The organism is Sphingobium fluminis, assembly GCF_037723805.1.
Classification (GTDB): Bacteria; Pseudomonadota; Alphaproteobacteria; order Sphingomonadales; family Sphingomonadaceae; genus Sphingobium.
The window spans coordinates 241,650-263,515 of the sequence record NZ_JBBJUK010000001.1; the positions used below are offsets into that span (position 1 = coordinate 241,650).

At 63.2% G+C, this 21,866-nt stretch carries 18 protein-coding genes; 8 read left to right on the plus strand and 10 right to left on the minus strand.

Translation table 11 applies throughout. The features are described 5' to 3' along the window. Positions 1–99 precede the first annotated feature (99 nt). Entirely contained in the window at positions 100–1,389 is a 1,290-nt protein-coding gene (locus tag WG907_RS01205) for an adenylosuccinate synthase (RefSeq protein ID WP_340230732.1), read from the plus strand. A 17-nt stretch (positions 1,390–1,406) separates the two neighbouring features. Next, positions 1,407–1,589 carry a hypothetical protein gene (locus tag WG907_RS01210; RefSeq protein ID WP_340230733.1) on the plus strand — a complete coding sequence of 61 codons (183 nt, stop codon included), beginning with the start codon at positions 1,407–1,409 and terminating at the stop codon, positions 1,587–1,589. 708 nt (positions 1,590–2,297) lie between these two features. Here the strand turns inward: WG907_RS01210 and WG907_RS01215 are convergent. Then, a complete protein-coding gene (locus tag WG907_RS01215) occupies positions 2,298–3,446 on the minus strand; it encodes a calcium-binding protein (RefSeq protein ID WP_340230735.1) in 1,149 nt (382 codons plus the stop codon). Positions 3,447–3,897: 451 nt separating this feature from the next. Here WG907_RS01215 and WG907_RS01220 point away from each other — a divergent pair, with 451 nt between their 5' ends. Further along, entirely contained in the window at positions 3,898–4,356 is a 459-nt protein-coding gene (locus WG907_RS01220; RefSeq protein WP_340230736.1) for a hypothetical protein, read from the plus strand. Between the two features lie 72 nt (positions 4,357–4,428). Here the strand turns inward: WG907_RS01220 and WG907_RS01225 are convergent, their stop codons facing one another. After that, complete coding sequence (locus tag WG907_RS01225) at positions 4,429–5,757, minus strand: dicarboxylate/amino acid:cation symporter (protein WP_340230738.1); 1,329 nt, start codon at positions 5,755–5,757, stop codon at positions 4,429–4,431. Positions 5,758–5,914: 157 nt separating this feature from the next. After that, entirely contained in the window at positions 5,915–6,490 is a 576-nt protein-coding gene (pdxH, locus tag WG907_RS01230) for a pyridoxamine 5'-phosphate oxidase (protein WP_340230739.1), read from the minus strand. Between the two features lie 128 nt (positions 6,491–6,618). On the opposite strand from pdxH, the gene WG907_RS01235 reads away from it, so the two are divergent. The 5 genes from WG907_RS01235 to WG907_RS01255 all read left to right on the plus strand — a co-directional run bounded on the left by WG907_RS01235 (position 6,619) and on the right by WG907_RS01255 (position 11,536). After that, a complete protein-coding gene (locus WG907_RS01235) occupies positions 6,619–7,533 on the plus strand; it encodes a DnaJ C-terminal domain-containing protein (RefSeq protein WP_340230740.1) in 915 nt (304 codons plus the stop codon). 14 nt (positions 7,534–7,547) lie between these two features. After that, on the plus strand, positions 7,548–8,516 hold the full coding sequence (locus tag WG907_RS01240; protein ID WP_340230741.1) for a YihY/virulence factor BrkB family protein: 969 nt from the start codon (positions 7,548–7,550) through the stop codon (positions 8,514–8,516). After that, positions 8,513–9,319, plus strand: a complete 807-nt coding sequence (fabI, locus tag WG907_RS01245; RefSeq protein WP_340230743.1) for an enoyl-ACP reductase FabI — start codon at positions 8,513–8,515, stop codon at positions 9,317–9,319. The genes WG907_RS01240 and fabI overlap by 4 nt, the downstream gene beginning before the upstream one ends. Positions 9,320–9,332: 13 nt before the next feature. Then, a complete protein-coding gene (gene aroC / locus WG907_RS01250; protein ID WP_340230746.1) occupies positions 9,333–10,433 on the plus strand; it encodes a chorismate synthase in 1,101 nt (366 codons plus the stop codon). A 317-nt stretch (positions 10,434–10,750) separates the two neighbouring features. Continuing rightward, the gene (locus WG907_RS01255; protein ID WP_340231783.1) at positions 10,751–11,536 is read left to right on the plus strand and encodes a PhzF family protein; all 786 of its coding nucleotides are present in this window, start codon (positions 10,751–10,753) and stop codon (positions 11,534–11,536) included. Positions 11,537–11,588: 52 nt separating this feature from the next. Here WG907_RS01255 and WG907_RS01260 read toward each other — a convergent pair whose 3' ends face one another. The 7 genes from WG907_RS01260 to WG907_RS01290 all read right to left on the minus strand — a co-directional run bounded on the left by WG907_RS01260 (position 11,589) and on the right by WG907_RS01290 (position 21,805). Continuing rightward, the gene (locus WG907_RS01260; protein WP_340230747.1) at positions 11,589–12,335 is read right to left on the minus strand and encodes a Ros/MucR family transcriptional regulator; all 747 of its coding nucleotides are present in this window, start codon (positions 12,333–12,335) and stop codon (positions 11,589–11,591) included. A gap of 199 nt (positions 12,336–12,534) precedes the next feature. After that, positions 12,535–14,040: an RNA polymerase factor sigma-54 gene (gene rpoN, locus WG907_RS01265; protein WP_340230748.1), complete on the minus strand. Its 1,506-nt coding sequence runs from the start codon at positions 14,038–14,040 to the stop codon at positions 12,535–12,537. A 39-nt stretch (positions 14,041–14,079) separates the two neighbouring features. Beyond that, a complete protein-coding gene (gene lptB / locus WG907_RS01270; protein WP_340230750.1) occupies positions 14,080–14,862 on the minus strand; it encodes an LPS export ABC transporter ATP-binding protein in 783 nt (260 codons plus the stop codon). A gap of 144 nt (positions 14,863–15,006) precedes the next feature. After that, the gene (locus WG907_RS01275; protein ID WP_340230751.1) at positions 15,007–16,467 is read right to left on the minus strand and encodes an AcvB/VirJ family lysyl-phosphatidylglycerol hydrolase; all 1,461 of its coding nucleotides are present in this window, start codon (positions 16,465–16,467) and stop codon (positions 15,007–15,009) included. Beyond that, positions 16,467–19,019: a bifunctional lysylphosphatidylglycerol flippase/synthetase MprF gene (mprF, locus tag WG907_RS01280; protein ID WP_340230752.1), complete on the minus strand. Its 2,553-nt coding sequence runs from the start codon at positions 19,017–19,019 to the stop codon at positions 16,467–16,469. The genes WG907_RS01275 and mprF overlap by 1 nt, the downstream gene beginning before the upstream one ends. A gap of 79 nt (positions 19,020–19,098) precedes the next feature. Further along, positions 19,099–19,830, minus strand: coding sequence for an AcvB/VirJ family lysyl-phosphatidylglycerol hydrolase (locus WG907_RS01285; protein ID WP_340230753.1), 732 nt, complete (start codon positions 19,828–19,830; stop codon positions 19,099–19,101). 76 nt (positions 19,831–19,906) lie between these two features. Next, positions 19,907–21,805, minus strand: a complete 1,899-nt coding sequence (locus WG907_RS01290; RefSeq protein WP_445326748.1) for a potassium transporter Kup — start codon at positions 21,803–21,805, stop codon at positions 19,907–19,909. Between the last annotated feature and the right edge of the window lie 61 nt (positions 21,806–21,866).

The following is a 21,866-nucleotide window of genomic DNA, read 5'->3' on the forward strand; positions in this document are numbered from 1 at the left end:
GACGCCCGCATGGGGCAGTCCATTCGATATCATGTCCGGTCGCCGAGTCCTGTCGAAGGGCGGCCTGGGCTCGCTCTGGCAGGGCGGAGTCGTATATCCATGGCAAATGTCACCGTGATCGGCGCCCAGTGGGGCGATGAGGGCAAGGGCAAGATCGTCGACTGGCTGTCGGAGCGCGCCGATGTCGTCGCGCGCTTTCAGGGCGGCCATAATGCGGGGCATACGCTCGTCGTCGGCGAAAAAGTCTACAAACTGTCCCTGCTGCCATCGGGCATTGTGCGCGGCACGCTGTCGGTCATCGGCAATGGCGTGGTGCTCGATCCCTGGCACTTCAAGGAGGAAGTCGCCAAGCTGACCGGGCAGGGGGTGACGATCACCCCGGACAATCTCCAGATCGCCGAAACCTGCCCGCTGATCCTGCCCTTCCACCGCGACCTTGATGGCCTTCGCGAGGATGCGAGCGGCGCGGGCAAGATCGGTACGACCCGGCGCGGCATCGGCCCCGCTTATGAGGACAAGGTCGGCCGCCGCGCCATCCGCGTCTGCGATCTCGCCCATCTCGACGATCTGGGGCCACAGCTCGACCGCCTCACCGCCCATCACGACGCCCTGCGCGCCGGGTTTGGCGAGCCGCCGATCGATCGCGACGCGCTGATGGCGGAACTCACTGAAATCGCCGACTTCATCCTGCCCTTCGTCAAGCCCGTGTGGCTGACGCTCAACCGCGCCAAGGCGGACGGCAAGCGCATCCTGTTCGAAGGCGCGCAGGGCACGCTGCTCGACATCGACCATGGCACCTATCCCTTCGTCACCTCGTCCAACACGGTCGCGGGTACGGCGGCGAGCGGCACCGGGCTTGGCCCCTCGGGCGCGGGCTTCGTGCTCGCCATCGTCAAGGCCTATACCACCCGCGTCGGCTCCGGCCCGTTCCCGACCGAGCTGGAAGACGAGACCGGCCAGCGGCTGGGCGAGCGGGGCCATGAATTCGGCACCGTCACCGGGCGCAAGCGCCGCTGCGGCTGGTTCGACGCCGTGCTGGTGCGCCAGTCGGTCGCGGTCTCGGGCGTCACCGGCATCGCGCTCACCAAGCTCGACGTGCTCGACGGCTTCGAACGCCTGAAAATCTGCGTCGGCTATCGGATCGGCGAGCGCACCTACGACTATCTTCCCGCCCATGCGCAGGATCAGGCGAAGGCGCAGCCGATCTACGAGGATATCGAAGGCTGGCAGGATACGACCGCCGGCGCGCGCAGCTGGGCCGATCTGCCCGCACAGGCGATCAAATATATCCGCCGCATCGAGGAGCTGATCGGTTGCCCGGTAACGCTTGTATCGACCAGCCCCGAGCGCGACGATACGATCCTCGTCCGCGATCCCTTCGCGGACTGATCGGGAGGGTCGGGGCGATGGCAGGCGAACGGTTCGAACGGCACAAACAGCCCTGGACCCAGGACGAGGTCCAGAAGCTGCACACGCTCGCCAAAAAGGGCATGGGCCTCAAGGGCATCGCCAAGGCGCTGACCCGCACCGAGGAATCGGTCAAACAGCGGGCCAAGGAAGACAGCCTGAACATCGCCAAGCTGCGGTAGCGCCGCGCCGCGCCGCGATTTTTGCGGAGGCACCCGATGTCTGAAAGGGGTGGGTAGGAGACCGTCCGGTTTGGAGGAGATGATCGGCTATAGCTGACACTGCGCGGAGAAAATTCGTTTAGCAACAATCGCCCCATTAGCCGACGTCAGCTTCCGCAGCATCATGGCCGCACTCTCGACACCGGCGATGAGGCCATGGTGTGTAGAATGGCATAAAGGTAGGTCCCGTCCGGTAGAGGGAAGTTCCGCATTCCTCGCATCGGAATAGGATCAGAGTGGCAGCGCCGTGCAGCAGCCAGACGATGCCACCCATAAGCATGAAGGCGTCTCCAAGCTGCTGGAGCCAGCCGTATAGCCAAATCGGCATGGTGATAAAGACAAGAATCACCCAGCCGGTGAAGAGCCAAGCACGACGGTAGGTTTGCATCGAAACAGCAAACTCCATCAACCAGCGCTGCGCAAGCGCTGCGTTATAACGAATGGCCGCTTCCTACCAGATTTCCTCATTCAGCCTTCAACGTGCCATCTGAATGAGTAGCCGGTTCCAGGGAAGTGGATGATAGCAAGGAGCGACTAAAAGTGGTCGAGTGCGGAATTCGCGCCGGCGTCCCAAAGTGATATTTCAGCCTTCTAAGGCCGACAGCTGCCCAAAAAACGTTGCGTTGAAGCAGTGCCCAACGATTAAGAACCCCTTTTCTCCAGCACGGCCTAAGCCGTCCAAATGTCTGATAAGGTTAAAGTTGCACCGAGTTGCAGGTCTGCGATGAAAACGTGTGCTGTCGGGCCGATGCCATCGGGGTCGAAATATAATTCCTGAACCCCAGTGCCGTAAATGAATGTTGGCTTGGTGCTGATCACAGCCCCCTCCGTTATAAAGTCGGCATAATCGGATGTGAGCGCTGCGGCTGGCCCGTCAATGTTGCCGAAGCCAAACCAATAGCGACTGACGGTTAGATGGTCGATGCCATGTACGAAATCGGTAATGGTGTCAGGTCCATCATGGAGCTCCATCAAACCGTCACTGTTGACGTGATCATTCCACAACAGAAAGAAGATTTCGTCGTGCCCCGCTCCTCCAGTGATCACGTCGAAGCCCGGCCCCCCAATAAGGACGTCATCGCCGCCGCCTCCGTCCAATATGTCGTCCCCAGCAAATCCATAGCGCTGTCCGCCGGCATCGTCACCGATGATGACGTCATTGAATTTGGACCCCCAGATATTTTCGATACCAGTAAATGTATCGCCTTTGGCTTCGCCGAAATTGTTCGAAGGGGTCTTTGTATCAACGACAATGCCATAGCTTACGCCATTTACCAAATAGGGATTGGAACCCGATACCGCCGCGCTGTAGATTTCTCCTGAAGCGTCTCCATAATAGGCGACGTCAGCGCCTCCACCACCATCCAAGATGTCACTGCCCAGACCGCCGTTCAGAACATCATTATCGGCCCCGCCACGCAGATGATCATCACCGCCTAAACCGAGCAGCCAGTCCGATCCTCCGCCTCCCGATATGAGGTTGGCTGCGTCGTTGCCGCCAAGGATGTCATTGCCGACGCCCCCTGTAAGCCTTTCGATCAAGGTATATCGATCGCCGGCCGCTTCGCCCCGATTCCCCGCTTCCCAAGTTAGATAAGCGGCGACGTCGAACTGCGAGAGACCGTAATAGGCCGTGTCTTGTCCATTTCCACCATCCAACAGGTCTGCGCCCAACCCGCCATCCAGGATGTCGTCGCCATTGAGGCCTCGCAGAATGTCGTTGCCCGTTTGCCCATAAATGGTGTCGGCGGCCTCGTCGCTCTCCAAATCCAGCCCGATGAGTGTGTCATCGTCCGTGGTGCCGTAAATCACAGCCATAAAATCTCCCTGCCACTAACACTACATCATGAAGGTCAGCATTACGATGGTCTTTCCTAGGTATGTGATGCGTCGATGCATGTGTTGAATTGGTCGAGATGCCACCGGCAGCGTTCCGGGCTGGAACCGGACGGTCGGCTGTTCGGCCCCGCGATCTGATACGCGGGTCGCGAACGGCGATGAGGGGTGGATTGGCGACTGTCTGCTTATGGACGTGGCTTGAGAAAAGCAGCCCGAATGTACCTGCGCAGCAACCAAACAAGAAATAGGGGCCAAGCGAGTGCGCTCACTCCCCAGACGGCCATAAACGGATAAACCAATAGGGGCGTGTCCAAAGAAGGACCAAATTGAAGCATCACGACACAGCAGGCGGCAAACGCCAACGCTGAAACAGCAAACCACATCGCTAATGCTTTGGTCGTCATGGTGACTGATTGTGGGCGATAGGCTATTGTCCGTCAACTTCCGCAAGTGGTCGTCTGTTTACTATGGCCTAGTCGTTGATTTCGACACGAATGCACGCTCGAAAGACGCCAGTTTCACCCTCTTCACGGTGCCATACCTCGACCACATTGTAATAGTCGAAATATCCTCCTGCGTCTTTGGAGATATTCCCCGATCCGGGGCAAAAAAGAGAAATCGCCTTGAAAAAGGGGCGTCATCTCACCTTTCTCAAACACTTCAACGGTCGGCATGGTGGTCTCCTTCCGCCGTTTTAGCCTTATTGTTTGATGTCCGCTATCAGGAAGCCGCTAAAGCCTATCGATCGGCAACAGATGGTCGTTGCCGGACACTCATCAATCCGCTGTCCTTTTCCGCTGTACGTTGCGATACTCGCCGCCGTAGGCTCTTTCCCATCGTCCGTACCCATTTTTCCGGACTTTCCGAAAATATCAGCGCTACGCAATAAATGGGCGAAATGTGCGGGAAATATGCGAAGTTAAGCGCGACCGGGGCGCAATACCCCTCCAGTTTTGGTCTCTTACCCCTTGTCCCGATCCACCATATCCGACGCCAGTTCCAGCCCGGCCCGGCCATGTGCCGCAGTGTGCGCCGGCGCCTTGGGCAACACGCCGTCGACCGGCTCCTCGACCTCCAGCATGCCTTCCCATTTGGTGATGACCGATGTCGCGATGGCGTTGCCCAGCACGTTGGTGGCGGTGCGGCCCATGTCCATGAAATGATCGACCGCGAGGATGAAGGCCACCCCCTCGACCGGCAGATCGAACTGGCCGAGCGTGGCCGCGACGACGACCAGCGAGGCGCGTGGCACCGCCGCGATGCCTTTGCTCGTCACCATCAGCACCAGCAATATGGTGATCTGCGTCGCGATCGGCAGGTCGATGCCATAGGCCTGCGCGATGAAGATCGTCGCGAAGGTCGAATACATCATCGACCCGTCGAGGTTGAAGCTGTAGCCCAAGGGTAGCACGAAACTGTAGATGCGGCGCGGCACGCCGAAACGGTCGAGCTGCTCCAGCATCTTGGGGTAGGCCGCTTCGGACGAAGCGGTGGAAAAGGCGATCAGGATCGGCTCGCGCACATATTTAAGCAGCTTGAACATCCGCTTGCCAAGGAAGATCGACCCCGCGCCCACCAGCAGCAGCCACAGCACGAACAGCGCAATGTAGAATTCGCCGACCAATTGCCCGAACGTCTTGAGCACGCCCAGCCCTTCGGTCGTGACCACCGACGCCAGCGCCCCGAACACCGCGAACGGCGCTACCCGCATGACATAGCCGGTGACCTGAAGCATCAGTTCGACCATGGACTCGATCACCGTGACGATCGGCCTGCCCTTGTCGCCGATGGCGGTCAGCGCGACGCCGACGAACAACGAAAAGACGACGATCTGGAGGATGGAATTTTCCGCCATCGCCCCGACCATCGAGGTGGGAAAGACATGGAGGATGAAGTCGCGGAAGTTGAGCGCCTCGGTATTGACCCCCGACTCCGCGCCGCTGCGGACCAGGTTCAGCCCTTCGCCGGGCGCGAAGAAATTGACGAAGATGAGCCCGAGCGTCAGCGAAATGAGGCTGGCGATGATGAACCAGGCGAGCGCCCGCCCGCCGATCCGCCCGAGCGCCGCGCTGTCTCCCATATGGGCGATGCCGGCCACCAGCGTCGAAAAGACGAGCGGTGCGATGATCATCTTGATGAGGTGCAGGAAAATGTCGGCGAGCAGATGGAAATAGCCCGCCACGCTCTTGGCCGTGGCCGCGTCGTCCCCGATCCAGACATTCGCCGCAAATCCCACCAGCACGCCCAGGATCATGCCCGTGAGAATGTAGGCCGTCAGTCTGTTACGCATTCACGCCCCTCTAACCGGCACGCGGCTGGCCGCGCGCCCAATCCCATGCCCTCGGGCGTCGAACCCTATCAGGCGCCGGACGCGCTCGCAATCGGATGCGCCGGGTTCGATGGCTTAGACGAACGAGCCGGCACAGTCCGCGCCCCGCTTGCGCGCGTCAGGGGTAAAGCAGCCCCTCGCGCCAGCCCGCGCCGTCCCGCTCGAACAGCCGCCGTTCATGCAGGCGATGTTCGCGATCCTGCCAGAATTCGATATGCTGCGGCGTCAGACGAAAGCCCGACCAATAGGGCGGGCGTGGCACGGGGCCGCCATCGAATCGGGCCTCCGCCTGCTCGAAACGCGCCACGAAAACCGCGCGCGACGGCAGGGGCCGCGACTGGTCGGACGCCCATGCGCCAAGCTGGCTATCCCGCCCCCGGGTCGCGAAATAGGCATCGGCGGTGGCATCGTCGACCGGACCCACCGGCCCTTCGATGCGGATCTGCCGGCGCAGGGACTTCCAGTGAAACAGCAGGGCCGCGTGCGGATTTTCGAGCAGTTCGCCTGCCTTGCGCCCCTCGAAATTGGTGTAGAAGATAAATCCGTCCGGTCCGTGACCCTTGAGCAGGACCATGCGCACCGACGGGCGACCCCGGGCGTCGGCGGTGGCGAGCGCCATCGCATTGCTGTCATTGATCTCGGTCTCGCGCGCCTGGGCGTACCATTCGTCGAAAAGGGTAAAGGGATCGGTCATGGCGCAAGGCTTAGGCGCGCGCTAAGGGCATGTCGATACGGCTTTGACCGGCTTGAAGGATCGGGCCGTTTTCGCCACATAGGGTTTAATTTAGAACCACCTGTCTTACCAAGGATGCATACCGGCCGATGGCTGATCCCTATTCCACATTAGGCGTTGCGCGCGGCGCGAGCGAGGCCGAGATCAAGTCGGCCTATCGCAAGCTCGCCAAGGAACTGCATCCCGACCGCAACAAGGATAATCCCAAGGCGTCGGAACGCTTTTCGCATGTGACGAATGCCTATGACCTTCTATCGGACAAGGACAAGCGCGCCCGCTTCGACCGGGGCGAGATCGACGGCGATGGCAATCCGGCCGCGCCCTTCGGCTTTGGTGGCGGAGGCCCCCGTGGCCGGCCGGGCGGGGGTCAGCCGGGCGGGTTCGACCCTGGCGATGGCGGCGATTTCGGCGATATTTTCGAGGGGCTGTTCGGCGGTGGCCGGCGGGCACCGGGTGGTGGCTTCGGGCGTGGTGCACCACCGCCGAAAGGGGCGAACGTCGCCTATCGGCTCGCCGTACAGTTCGTCGACGCCGCGACGCTCGCCCCCCAGCGCATCACCTTGCAGGACGGCAAGACCATCGACCTGAAACTGCCCGCCGGGGTCGAGACGGGCACGCAGATGCGCCTGTCGGGCAAGGGGCAGGCAGGGCCGGCTGGCGCTGGCGACGCGATCGTGACGATCGAGGTGAAGCCGCACGCCTTTTTCCGCCGCGATGGCGACAATGTTTTGCTCGACTTGCCGATCACCCTCGATGAGGCGGTCCGGGGCGGCAAGGTCAAGGTGCCGACCGTCGATGGGCCGGTGATGCTGGGCGTGCCCGCGGGTGCCAGCTCGGGCAAGACGCTGCGGCTGCGCGGCCGGGGCTTTACCGCCAAGGACGGCCAGCGCGGCGACCAGCTCGTCACGCTGCAAATTGATATCCCCGCCGACGATCCGGCCCTCGTGGCACTCGTCGAAAGCTGGAGCGACAGTCGCGCCGTCCGCGCTCATCTGGGCGTGTAGGACGTCAGGAGCGAATGCCGCGTCCCTCCCCCCAATCGCCCGAATCGCGCCGCCAGCGCATGGCGGGGGAAGCGCGCGAACATTTCCATCGCCACATGGACCGCATCCGGCCCGGCTCCTACAGTTTCGAGGTGATGAAGCGGGTCGCCATCGGCACCTATAATGACGGGTTCATCCATGCCGGAAACCTCGCCTATCTGTCGCTGATGACGCTGTTCCCCTTCTTCATCGTAGCGGCTGCGGTAGCCAGCATCTTCGGGCGGTCGCAGGACGGGCTGGCGGCGGTCGGCGCGTTCCTCGCCACCGTGCCGCGCGGTGTCGCGGATGTGATTCGCCAGCCGATCGAGGATGTCCTGACCGCCCGCACGGGGCCGCTGCTCTGGTTCGGCGGCCTCGTCGGCCTGTGGACCGTCGGCAGCCTGATCGAAACGATCCGCGACATATTGCGCCGCGCTTACGGGACGAAGAGCACGCGCCCCTTCTGGCATTATCGCCTCACCGCGATCGGCATTACGCTGGCGAGCGTGCTGGCGGTGATGTTCGCCTTTTCGCTCCAGGTCATGATCACCGGCATCGATCAGCTCGTGCATCGCCTGTTCCCTTTCGCCGACGACGCGATCCGCATCGTGACGCTCACCAAATTGGTGCCGATGGCGATCCTGTGCGTCGCCCTCTATTCGCTGTTCGCCTCGCTCACCCCCAGCGCCTATCGCGATCCGCGCTTCCCCAAATGGCCGGGCGCGATCGCCACCGCGCTGTGGTGGTACGGCGTCACATTGCTGTTGCCGGTCACGCTTTCGCTACTCGGCGGCTATGGCCGCACCTATGGCAGTCTGGCCGGCGTTATGATCACGTTGATTTTTTTCTTCCTCGTTGGGCTTGGCGTGGTAATTGGCGCGGAATTGAATGCGGCGCTGGCGGAATTTCCCGAAGAGGAACAGGCGAGGGCAGCGACAGACCAAGGGAACGGGACGACAGAATGAACGGCTTGATGGCGGGAAAGCGCGGGCTCATCATGGGCCTCGCCAATGACAAGTCGCTGGCGTGGGGGATTTCCAAGGCCTTGCATGCACAGGGGGCGGAACTCGCCTTTTCCTATCAGGGCGAGGCATTGGCCAAGCGCGTTAGGCCGCTGGCGGAGCAGGTCGGCTCGGATTTCCTGATCGATTGCGACGTGTCGGATATGGAAAAGCTCGATGCGGCTTTTGCGGAAATCGAGACGCGCTGGGGCGGGCTCGATTTCGTGGTCCATGCCATCGGTTTTTCGGACAAGAATGAGCTGCGCGGCCAATATGTCGACACCAGCCTAGAAAACTTCCTGATGACGATGAATATTTCCGCCTATAGCTTCGTCGCGGTGACGCGGCGCGCGCGCGCGCTGATGCCCGATGGCGGCAGCATCCTGACGCTCAGCTATTATGGCGCCGAAAAGGTCATCCCCCACTATAACGTCATGGGCGTGGCCAAGGCGGCGCTGGAAACCTCGGTCAAATATCTGGCGATGGACCTTGGCCCGGAAAATATCCGCGTCAACGCGATCTCGGCCGGGCCGATCAAGACGCTGGCTGCCAGCGGCATCGGCGATTTCCGCTATATCCTCAAATGGAACGAGCTGAACTCGCCATTGCGCCGCAATGTCACGATCGAGGATGTGGGCGGCGCGGCGCTGTACCTGTTGTCGGATCTGGCATCGGGGGTCACCGGTGAGGTCCATCATGTGGATGCCGGCTATAATGTCATCGGGATGAAGGCCGAGGATGCCCCCGATATAGCGTTGGAGAAATGAGGGCGCTCGAAAAATGAGCTTCAACAGCTTCGGCCGCGTCTTTCGCTTCACCACCTGGGGCGAAAGCCACGGACCCGCGATCGGCGCGGTGGTGGACGGCTGCCCGCCCGGACTGGCGCTAAGCGAGGCGGATATCCAGCCGCTGCTAGACAAGCGCAAGCCCGGCACATCCAAATTCACGACCCAGCGGCGCGAGGCCGATGAGGTGCGCATCCTGTCGGGCGTGTTCGAGGGGCGGACGACTGGCACGCCGATCAGCCTGATGATCGAGAATACCGACCAGCGGTCCAAAGATTATTCGGACGTCGCCAAAGCCTATCGGCCGGGCCATGCCGACTATGCCTATGACGCCAAATATGGCTTTCGCGACTATCGCGGCGGTGGGCGATCCTCCGCGCGCGAGACGGCGAGCCGGGTCGCGGCGGGGGCGGTGGCACGGGCGGTGATCCCAGAGGTGGAAATCCTTGCCTGGGTCAGCGCGATCGGCGGCGACGCGATCGATTCCGCCCGGTTCGACGCGGCCGAGATCGGGCGTAATCCCTTTTTCTGCCCCGACCCGGAAGCGGCAAAACGCTGGGAGACGCTGGTCGACGACGCGCGGCGGGATGGCTCTTCGCTCGGCGCGGTGGTCGAATGCGTCGCCACCGGCGTTCCGGCCGGCTGGGGCGCCCCCCTTTATGCCAAGCTCGACAGCGAGCTGGCCGCCGCCTGCATGAGCATCAACGCGGTCAAGGGCGTCGAGATCGGCGACGGCTTTGCGGCCGCCGCTTTGCGTGGCGAACAGAATGCCGATCCGATGCGACCCCGCAGCGACGGGGGCAATGATGGTCCGATCTTCCTCTCGAATCATGCCGGCGGTGTCGCAGGCGGCATTTCCACGGGCCAGCCGGTGGTCGTGCGCGTCGCCTTCAAGCCGACCAGTTCGATCCTGATCCCAGTCGAAACGGTGACCCGGGAGGGTGAAGCGACACAGATCATCACCAAAGGACGTCACGACCCCTGCGTCGGCATTCGCGGTGTGCCGGTGGTCGAGGCGATGGTCGCCCTCGTCCTCGCCGACCAGAAGCTGCTTCACCGTGCCCAATGTGGCGACCAGGGCGGCATCTTCCGCTGATCGCACGCCGGACCGCTCCACATTTCAGCCCGGCCGCGCTGATGGCATGGGACAATGCGGACGAACAGGGTTAGCATCGAAGCACGCCCTCACGAAGGGCCATGCGGCAATGCTAAAGCAGGGGAGCGTCATCATCTTTCGGGATATGACGGTCAAAACGTCCCCGAACGCCGCGATCCGGGCCGGCCATGGCGACATGGCCGGCCCTTTTTTGGTTCGCGTGAATGAAGAGCGCCACTATGCCGCTGGCGGACCTGTTTTCCGTCGTGCCCGGGCTCTAGAAAACCGGCTTCACCTCTCCCAGGAAAGCCGTGACCATGCCGAGCCTGCCATTCTATCAGGTCGATGCCTTTGCCAATGCACCGTTCACCGGTAACCCCGCCGCCGTCATGCCGCTCGACGCATGGCTGGACGATAGGATGCTGCAAGCTATCGCGGCGGAGAATAATCTGTCCGAGACCGCGTTCGTCGTCGCGACGCCCGATGATCCGGAAGCGGACTATGCCCTTCGCTGGTTCACGCCCGCTGTCGAGGTAAAGTTGTGCGGCCATGCGACGCTCGCCAGCGGCCATATCTTGCTCGCCGGCGATCTGATCCGCTTTCGCACGCGCCATGCCGGTGTGCTTAGCGTCCGGCGCGTTGGCGCAGCCTATGCCCTGTCCCTGCCAGCATGGACCATGACTCCCCGCGCCATGCCCGAACTGGCGCAGGCACTGGGCGGCACCGCGCGCGAATCCTACTGGCGCGACGGTGGTTATACCTTGTTCCTCTATCCCGATGCCGCGTCCGTGCGCGCCCTTACTCCCGACTTTGCGGCGCTCAAGGCCCATGGCGATCTGATGCTGATCGCGACTGCGCCCGGCGAGGATAGCGATATCCTGTCGCGCGTGTTCGTGCCGGGCGGCGGTATCGACGAAGACCCGGTCACCGGTTCTGCCCATGGCCTGCTCGCGCCCTTTTGGGCAGAACGGCTGGGGAAAAATGCGATCAGCGCGGTGCAGGCGTCCGCGCGTGGCGGCCGCATCGGTTGCTCGCTTGAAGGCGACCGCGTCATCCTGACCGGCATCTGCCGTACCGTGATCGAGGGGCGATTTTTCCTGTAGAGCGCGCCGCGTCCCATTCGACGCCGGATGCGCGCTCTATTGGGAAGAATCCTCAGTCGGCAGTGACCGGGTTACCATTGACGGTCGCATCGGCCGGTGCTGGCTCGACGGGTTTTTTAGGTCTGCCGGGGGATTTTTTGGGGCCCGGCTTGGAACCCGCCGCCTTGGCGGCCCCGTCTTTCGGTGTGAACAGCTTGAGCGTTACGCGGCCACCCTTTCGGCTGGGTTTGCCAGCGGCACCATTGGCCTCGCTCGTGGTGTCCAGGGATGCGGGTGCTTTTTTGGGCGCGGTCTTTGCAGTGCTGGCTGTCGCTTTTCTCCCAGCGGGCTTGGCCGGTGCGGCGCTCGCAGGCGATTTGTCGGGCGCTTCCTCGCTCAATTTTGATACGGCTGGCGCTGCTCGCCGGCCGAGGCCGATCTTTTTGGCGATCGCGCGGCGTTCGGCCGCAAAGTCCGGGGCAACCATCGGGTAGGTCGCGGGAAGGTTATAGCGTTCGCGATACGCTTGGGGCGTCAGCCCATGTTTGGAAAGATGGCGTTTGAGTGTCTTGTAGGGCTTTCCGTCGATCAGGCTCAATATGTGACCGGAAGCGGCAAGACTTTTGCGGGCCGTGACAGCAGGCGCATGTGCCGGTGTCTCGACTTCGACAGGCGCGCTCGCCTTGTCTTCGACGAGAGCCGCCTTGGTGGCGCGAACAAGCTCCGCGATATCGGTGTGCGCGACAATATTATTGGCGAGATATGCGCTCAGGAGCTGAACGGTGAGCGCGGTGACGTCGGGCTGTTCGATATCCGCCATGAAGAAGACCTTTTATTAGAGCGTTGACCAATCATGCAACGTTTTAGATCGATTGTAAATTCGTGTATTCGGGTCTGGTCGGTCGCTTCATTGCTCAGCTGTCCAACAATAGCACGTTAACATTTGCTCATCACAATGGTTGCAACCCATGCGTGGATAGCGCTTCCTGCATCGGATGTCGGGCGATCGGACGGCGCAGTCATGCTATTGTGCCGCGCAGTGCCTTTTGCCGTCGCCGTTGCACCGACGATCCGATCCCGAGCGCCTCGCGATATTTGGCGACGGTGCGCCGGGCGAGGTCCATGCCCTTGACGCGTAACAGGTCCACCAGCGCATCGTCGGACAGGATGGCGTGGGGCTCCTCGACCGCGATAAGCGCCTTTATGTGGCTCTTTACGGCTTCCGCCGAAACGGATCCCTCGCCGTCCGAAGCGGCGATGCCGCTGGTGAAGAAATATTTGAGTTCATAAACGCCGCGCGGGCAGGATAGATATTTGTTCGACGTGACGCGGCTCACAGTCGACTCGTGCATCTCGATCGCATCGGCCACTGTCTTGAGCGTCAGCGGTTTGAGGTGCGCAACGCCCTTGCGAAAGAAATCCTCCTGGCAACGGACGATCTCGCTTGCGACCTTGATCATCGTCTTTTGCCGCTGGTCGAGCGCCTTTACCAGCCAGTTGGCGCTCGCCAGGCATTCGGCGAGCCACGCCTTGGCGTTGCGGTCATGCGCCCCGTCCGCCAGTTCGACATAATAGTCGCGGTTGACGAGTATGCGCGGAAGCGTCGCTCCATTGACCTCGATCGCCCAGCCGTCCCGCGTCGGCGTGATGAACAGGTCGGGCGTCACGGGCGGTGAGTGATCACTGGAATAACGCAGGCCGGGCTTGGGATCATAGCTGCGCAGTTCGCGGATCATGTCGGCCAGATCCTCTTCGTCGACGCCGCAAATCCGCCGCAACTGCGGCAGCGCGCCTTTCGCCAGAAGGTCGAGATTGGCGAGCAGCCGCTGGATGCAGGGGTCGTGGCGGTCGGCCTCTTTCGCTTGCAGCGCGAGGCATTCGGCAAGGCTGCGCGCCCCGACGCCGGTGGGATCGAAGCTTTGGATCACGCCGAGTACTCGCTCGACCTCGGCGAGCGGCTGGCCAAGGCCATGCGCGGTCTCCAGCAGATTGGCCTCCAGATAGCCCGCCGCGTCGATCTGGCCGATCAATTGTCCAGCGATTACCAGCGCCATCCCGCTCAGCGCCGACCGCGCCTGATTCATCAGATGTTCGTGCAGGCCGGGTTCGGGATTGGCGAAACTGTCGAAATCGGGCGCCTCCGCCCCGCTGGACAGCGCGTCGCCCGCGCCTGTTCCGCCACCCAGGACGCGGTCGGCGGGGCTGTCGTCGATGTAAATGTCGGCGGCGTGATCGATATCGAGCGGGCTATCCCTTTCGCCCAGACCCTGCGCCATCAGCGAATCCGCTTCCCCCGTTTCCGCGGAAACTATGGCTGGCTCCCCATCGCGAGCTGGGCCGTCAGGGTCAAATCCGTCCTCGCCCGGGCCCGCCGATTCGAGCAGGGGATTCTTTTCCAGCTCCCCCGCGACGAAGGTTTCAATCTCCAGATTGCTGAGCGCAAGCAGGCGGATCGCCTGCTGCAACTGCGGCGTCATGACCAGCGACTGACTCTGTCGCAGATCCAGCCTGGGGCCGAGCGCCATCAGGAATTGCCTCGGACAGCGGAGATCAGCGGGCTCATGTCACAGCGAGAAATTCTCGCCCAGATACAGCCGCCGGACGTCGGCATTGGCGACCAGTTCGGTGGGGCTGCCGGTGAACAGCACCTGGCCGCTATAGATGATGCAGGCGCGATCCACGATTTCCAGCGTTTCGCGCACATTATGATCGGTGATCAGCACGCCGATGCCGCGCGTCTTCAACTGTCTCACGAGATCGCGGATGTCGGCGATCGACAGCGGATCGATGCCGGCAAAGGGCTCGTCCAGCAGAACGATCGACGGGTTGGCCGCCAGCGCCCGCGCAATCTCGCAGCGCCGTCGCTCGCCGCCCGACAGTGCCATGGCCGCCGAATCGCGCAGCCGGGTAAGGCCGAATTCGTCGAGCAGCTGTTCGAGCCGGGCCGCGCGCGAAGGCTTGTCGGGTTCGGCCAGCTCCAGCACCGCGCTGATATTCTGCGACACGGTCAGGCCGCGAAAGATCGAGGTTTCCTGCGGCAGATAGCCAAGGCCCAGGATCGCGCGGCGATACATGGGAAGGCCGGTGATATCCTGACCGTCGAGAATGATGCGACCCTGATCGGGGCGCACGAGCCCCATTACCGAATAGAAACAGGTCGTCTTTCCCGCGCCATTGGGGCCGAGCAGGCCGACGACCTCGCCCTTCCCAACGGTCAGCGACACGTCCGTCAACACCGCGCGCTTGTCATAGCTTTTAGCGATCGAGATGACCGACAGCCCTTCGCCCACTTCCTGCGGGATTATCGGCCTTGCCGGTGCCCTGTCCTGAAGCGTCACGTCGTCCATCGGTCCTGTCCTTACCGCCGCACGGTTAAGTGCCGGTGTAATTCGGCTGTCCGGTCGCGATCGGACGGCAATTGGCAAGCTTTGTGCATGGGATTATCGCCGGGGCAAGGAAAAATTGCCGCTTCGCACGCACGAACTGCCGCATTATCGACTTATCCGGCCCGGCCGGCGCTGGCCCAGCACGATATGGGCGAGCAGGGGGGTGTTACGGCCGAAATGATGCCCGCCCGGTACGACATAATGTTCGGCGAGCCAGGGCGGGATCGAGGGGCAGGCGCTGTCCTTTTCAAGCTCGCCCCGGATGCAACGGATCGTCAATCCCTTCAATCTGGCGATGGCAGGCAGGGTCGGCAGCGCATCGGAAGAATCGAAGTCGAGCCACGACATCATATGAAATTGAAATTGCGCGCTCGGGCCAAGGCCCAGGAGCGAGACGCTGTCGATTTGCGCCCGCGTCCGTTGATCCAGCGCGGCGATCATGTACGGCAGCGCGTCCGCGCCGAAACTATAGCCGATCAGCATGACCTTGCGCTTGTTCCAGCGCCGGCCGAACGCCCGGATCAGTTGGGCCAGATCGCGGCCGGCGCCCTGCGGCGAGCGCACGCTCCAGAAATAGGAGAGGCTGTCGACACCGACGACCGGAATACCGGCGGCGGCGATCTGGCTGGTGAGATCGCGATCGATGCCAACCCAGCCGCCATCGCCCGAATAGAGAATGGCCATGCGATCCGCCCGCATGATCTGCGAAGCAGGGACGAGGGTCAGCGGCATGTCGGGAATGGCGACATCGCCTGCGGCCCCGTGCGGTGGAGGTGGGGGGAGCAGTGCGAGAACGGTCGCGGCGGCGCGAGAGCGCAGATGGGCGGCGCCTGACTCACTCATGCCATTGTCTGAAAGGCGGATCAGGCTGGCGTGCGGAACGGCGGATACGAAGCGCAACAGGGTGAAACTCCCGACCGTTGCCGGCTCCTGCCCGATGACGACCCACGGAACGGCAAGGCGTCGATCCACGCCGAATTTCCATGCCGTTTCATGCCCCGGCCCTTCGCTTCGCAAAGCGGAAAATCCCGGCGCGGCGCACCATGGCTTGCGGCTGTTCAGCGTTCCAACGGGGTTGATCGAGACCGCCCCCTGAAAGCCGCCATTGGGCCATTGCGCAAGGCCTGCATAAGCCAGCGTCGCGCCGGTCCCAACCCCCATCAGCAGCGGTTTCCTGTACCGCGCCACGCCCGCCGCGTGCTGCAGATCGCGGCTGAGATCGATAAGCGGATAATCCGGATTGGCGCAGAGCCGTTTCGCCTGCGTCATCGCGCGCTGCAGCGCCGGGGTTGAAACGCCGGCGACCAACAGGTCGCGCCGCGCCAGTGCCTCGCCCAACTGGTCCATCGATGGGGTCCAGCCATCGCGGTCGGACAGCAGCAGGACGACGCCGCGCGGTTCGCCCTCCGGTCGATAGACCGCAATCTGGCCCAATGGCGCGAAACGATAGCGGGCGATGCGCTGACCCTGCGCAAGGTCCCCGCTGCGCGTCGGCGCGCTGCCCGTCAGCAGGCCCGGCGCCATGGCCACCAGCAGCAGGAGGCCTTTCCTGATCATGGTGGCCATCATGTTTTCCGCGCCGCGATCAGCCCCTGAAGATCGATCAGCGCGCGGCCCAGCGACAGTCCCTGTGGCCCCGCCACGAAGCGCGGCTCCCAGACGGGCGCATATTTATCCTTATAGGCGCGCAGCCCTTCAAAACCGTAGAGCGCCTCGCCGTGGCGATAGAGGAGCGCGCCCAGCTTTGCCCATAGCGGCGCGAGCCGTCGCGCCTCCAGCCCGGACAGCGGTGCCAGGCCCAGGCTGAACCGGGCATAGCCCTGCGCCCGGCCCCAGAGCATCAAATGAATGAACAGGAAATCCATCGCGCCATAGGGCATATCCTCGTCATGCCGCATCAGGTCGACCGACAGTTCCGCCTTGTCCGCGGTGGCCCAGATATTGGCAAAGGCGACGATCCGGTCCCCCTGACGGACGAGCGCGCAGTCGAACCGGGCGATATAATCCGGGTCGAAGCGGCCGACGCTGAAGCCTTTTTCGCGATGACCCTTGGCCTTGAGCCAGCGGTCGGAGATGCCGGCGAGCAGATCGATGATCGCAGGGACCCGTTCGGCCGGGACGATCTCGAAGGTTGCGCCCTCGCGGGCGGCGCGGCGTTCGGCGTAACGCAGCGCCTTGGCCGCTGGCCCTTCGATGCAAAAGCGCGGAAGATCGACCAGCGCCTCCTCCCCATATTTGACGATCTGCAGACCCAGTTCGATCGCGATGGGAAGCCCTTCCGCGCTGATCTGATAAAGCAGCAAGCGCCCTTGCGCCGCATCCGCCTGCTCGCGCAATTGCCACAGCAGGTCGTTCCATTCCTCCGGCGCGCCCACGGGATCACCCATGACGATCCAGCTATGACCCTGGATCTGATACATGACGAAGCACGCGCCCGAAGCCGACGTCAAAAAGCGCTTGTCGCCGGTGAAGGCGAGATTAGCCTCGGTCCGGCTGGAAAGGGCGAGCGCTTGGGGATCGGGCCGATTGCTGGCGCTGCCTATGGGCGGGCGGATTCGGGCGGGCCGCATCAGGCGGAAGCCGGCGAGGCCGACAAGGAATACCGCGACGCCAAAAGTCGCGCGCAGGAAGCGGGACGCATCGCCGCGCACGGCAAAGCGCCACCACAGATCATTCTGATAGTCGACATGCTTATACGCGAAAAAACCGATCCACACAGACAGGCCGACCGCCACCGCTACGGTCGCGAGCCACCCGGCGCTGAGCGCTTCGCCGGTCAGCTGGGTTCGGCGATAAAAGGCCGGCTGCGTCCACTGGAGCAGCGCCGCGATAGCGAGCAGGGCCATCGCCTCTTCATAATCCAGCCCCTTGAGCAGCGAGAAGCCCGCCCCCGCCAGCAAAAACAGGCGGGTCAGCCAGAATGCCCCGTCCAGCCGGCGGTAAAGCCCGGACGACAGGATCAGCAGCGCCGCGCCCGAAAGACTGGCCGCCATATGCGATGTTTCGATGAAGGGCAGCGGCAGCAGATCGATGAGCGTCGCGGTGCGCTGCGGCTCGGCCGGCAGCGACCCCGACACCAGCAGGATGCATCCGCCCACGAAGACGAGTGCCGACAGCATCACGGGGGCAAGCCCGGCAGCGACCAGCTGAAGATTGCGGACCGCGCCATGCACCGGCTTGCGCCACCGCCGCCCTTCCTGAACGGCGACGATGGCGATCGCGAGCATCAGGGGTGCGATATAATAGATCAGGCGATAGACGAGCAGCGCCGCCACCAGCGCCGGGCTGCTGGATGTCGGCAGGGCGGCGAGGATGACGGCCTCGAACACGCCGATGCCGCCGGGCACGTGGGAAATCAGCACCGCGATGATCGCGATCGTGTAGCCGATGAAAAATATCGGCCAGAGCGATGGGTCGACGCCCGGCACGAGGATGAACAAGGCCGCGCTTGCAAAGGCCAGATCGCTCGCCGCGACCGCGATCAGGGCTAGCGCAAGACCGATGCCGGGCAGCGGCAGGGCCCAGCGGCCCAGCACCAGCGTTCGTCCCCGGCGGCCGGACCAGAGCAGCAGGCCCGCTATGGCGAGCAGCAGGGTGAAGCCGATCGCCTGCATAGCGTTTGCGCCAAGGCCGATCCCGCCGATCCCGACCGGCTGCGGACGCCAGGCGAGCATCAGCCCCGCGAGCGACAGGACGCCGCCCCAGAAGGTGAAGCTCGCAATCGCCACCACGCGCGCGATATCGCCCATGGAAAGGCCGGCGGCGCTGTAGACGCGATAGCGGGCCGACCCGCCCGTGAGCAGCGACAGGCCCAGATTATGGCTGAGCGTATAGCTGGTGAACGACGCCAGTGCAGCGGTGCGATAGGGCAGGGGCCGACCGATCGCGTGCAGGGCGAGGACATCGTAGAGTGTGAGCGTGGCATAGCTGCCGGCCGTGAACAGCACCGCCAGCGCAATGCGGGACGGGCGTAGTGCGGCAACCGCTGCGGTGACTTCGCCGGGGCGGACGGCGTGCAGCAGATGATAGAGCGCGACAAGGCCCAACGCCGCCAGCGTCGCGACCAGCCCGACGGACAACGGCGTCCGATACGCGCCCAGAAAATTCCGCACCTTCAAAATCCCTCCATTTTGTGGCCTTCGGCCTAATTGGCTTCGCGCCTGCGCCCTTGCGAATGAAGGGCAGATGGGCGCATTCCTAACGTCCTGTAATGTTGGCCGCCGCGATCGCTTTGGCGAGCACGGCATGGACCGCGTCGGTATCGCCATGCATGGGGTGCCCGCCCGGCAGCGCAACCCGGTGGACATTGGGCTGGGTCAACATCGGGCACAGACTGTCCGTCTCTTCCGCTCCCTGAATGCAGGTGACGGGCACCCAGGTCAGCTGGCGCGCCGTGGGCAGCGCGGCGGCGTCCGGCCTCGTCCAATTCAGTAATTCCGAAGGGGATGCGCGGTAAAGAATGGTGTCGGTCGGCACCACCAGCGCCACCATCGCCACGTGCGCGCGCAGGGCCGGGGCCATGCCTGTGAGGCCGATATGCAGCATGTCCGCGCCGAACGACTGTCCGATCAGAACGACGCGGCCGGCATGGCCGAATGCGAGTGCACGACGGGCGGCCGCGCTGATCAGGGCTTTGACCTCCGCTGGGGAGCGCCGGTTGCGGAAAAAGGTCAGCGAATTGATGCCGACGACCGGAATGCCGTCCGCCGCCAGCCGGTTCGCCACGCGCGGACCCATACCGATGCGAAAGCCCATGTCGCCCGACAGCACGACGGCCGCGAGTCCCGCGTTGATTTTGGCGGGCCGGGCGGTCGCGGGAATGTCCACGAAAACGGGCCCGCCGAAATAGCCCAGATAGGCGGCAACGCCGACCAGCGCCGCCGGGAGCGACAGGACCGAGAGGATGGTGATCTTGATGCGCTTGCCCATGATCACGGCTTAAAGCGGGCGCGTCGTCGGCCGCATGACCGCCGCATTACCATTCGGCCATTTGGCCTCGCACAGCCTAGATTTCCAGCTGCGATCCAAGCTCCACAACCCGGTTGGTCGGCAGCTTGAAAAAGTCCATCGGGCTTTCCGCGTTGCGCACCATCCATGCAAACAGCTTCTCGCGCCAGATCGCCATGCCGGGTCGCGACGACGGGATCAGGGTCTGGCGGCTGAGGAAATAGCTCGTTTCCACGACCGTGATCGGCCCGCCGCATTCGCGCACCGTTTTCAGCGCGGCGGGAATGTCGACCTCTTCCATGAAGCCGTGGCGCAAGGTCAGCCGGTGGAAGCCATGGCCATGTTCGCTATGCGCGATGCGCCCGTCGAGCGGCAGCAGCGGCACGCGCTCGGTACGTACCGTCAGGATGATGTTGCGCTGATGCAGGACCTTGTTGTGCTTTACGTTGTGAAGCAGCGCGGGGGGTACGCCTTCGGTGGTCGACGACAGGAAGATGGCGGTGCCGGGAACGCGCTTGATCGAATGGGCGGTGGACGCGATGAACAGATCGAGGTCGAGCGCCCCTTCCTGCAAATGGCGGCGCACCAGTTTTCGTCCCGTCGACCAAGTCGTCAGCGCCACGAACACGATGGCCGCGACGAGCAGCGGAAACCAGCCGCCATCGGGGATCTTGGTGACATTGGACGCGAAATACAGACCGTCGACCGCCACGAAAACGCCGGTGGCAAGCGCCGCAAGGATGGGGTTCCAGCGCCAGACGGTGAAGGTCAGCACCCCCAGCATGCAGGCGGTGATGACCATCGTTCCCGTCACCGCGATGCCATAGGCGGCGGCAAGATCGCTCGAATTGCCAAAACCCAGTACGAGCAGGATGACGAAGATCAGCAGCAGCCAGTTGACGATCGGCACATAGATCTGGCCCGCCGCCGATGCGCTCGTATGCAGGATGCGCAACCGGGGGAGAAAGCCGAGCTGCACCGCTTGCTGCGTCACCGAAAAAGCGCCGGAAATGACCGCCTGGCTGGCAATGATCGTCGCCAGCGTCGCCAGAATCACCAGCGGCAGCCGCGCCCAGTCCGGCGCGAGCAGGAAGAAGGGATTTTCCGCCGCGCCCGGCTGGTCGAGCAGTAATGCGGCCTGTCCCATATAGTTGAGCATCAGGCAGGGGAAGGCGGCATACAGCCAGGCGATGCTGATCGCCTTCCGTCCGAAATGGCCCATATCGGCATAAAGCGCCTCCGCGCCGGTGACGGCCAGCACCACCGATCCGAGCGCGAGGAAGGCGAGTTTGGGGTCGAGCAGGAAGAAATTCACCGCCCACCATGGATTGATGATGGTGACGATCTCGGGATGGGGCAGGATATTGGCGATGCCGAGCAAGGCGAGGACGAGGAAATAAACCACCATTACCGGGCCGAACAGCGTACCCACCCGCGCCGTGCCGAACCTCTGGATCAGGAACAGGCCGATCAGGATAGCGATGGCGATCGGCAACACCCAATCGGCCATGCCGGGATTGACGATGGTCAGCCCCTCGACCGCCGACAGGACCGAAATGGCCGGGGTGATGATCGCGTCGCCATAAAAAAGCGCCGTGGCCAGAACGCCCAGCATGGCGATGGCCGGCGTCCAGCGCGTTTCGCCCAGGCGACGGGAGATCAACGCCAGCAGCGCCATGCTGCCACCCTCGCCGTCATTGTCCGCGCGCATGACGATGAACACATATTTGACCGTGACGATCAGCGTCATGGTCCAGAAGATCAGCGACAGCACGCCATAGATATGCGGCGGGTCCACGGCCAGCGGATGATGCCCGACGAAGCTTTCCTTAAGCGCATAAAGCGGCGAGGTGCCGATATCGCCGAACACGACGCCGAGCGCCCCCAGCGCCAGCATCGGCAGCTTTTCCTGCGCGCCATGTCCATGCCCCGGCGCAACGCCCACCTGCGCATTCATGATCCGCCCGTCCCTCCGCACGCCTGCCGGCGATATCCCGCGACGCCCAATAGGCGCTTTG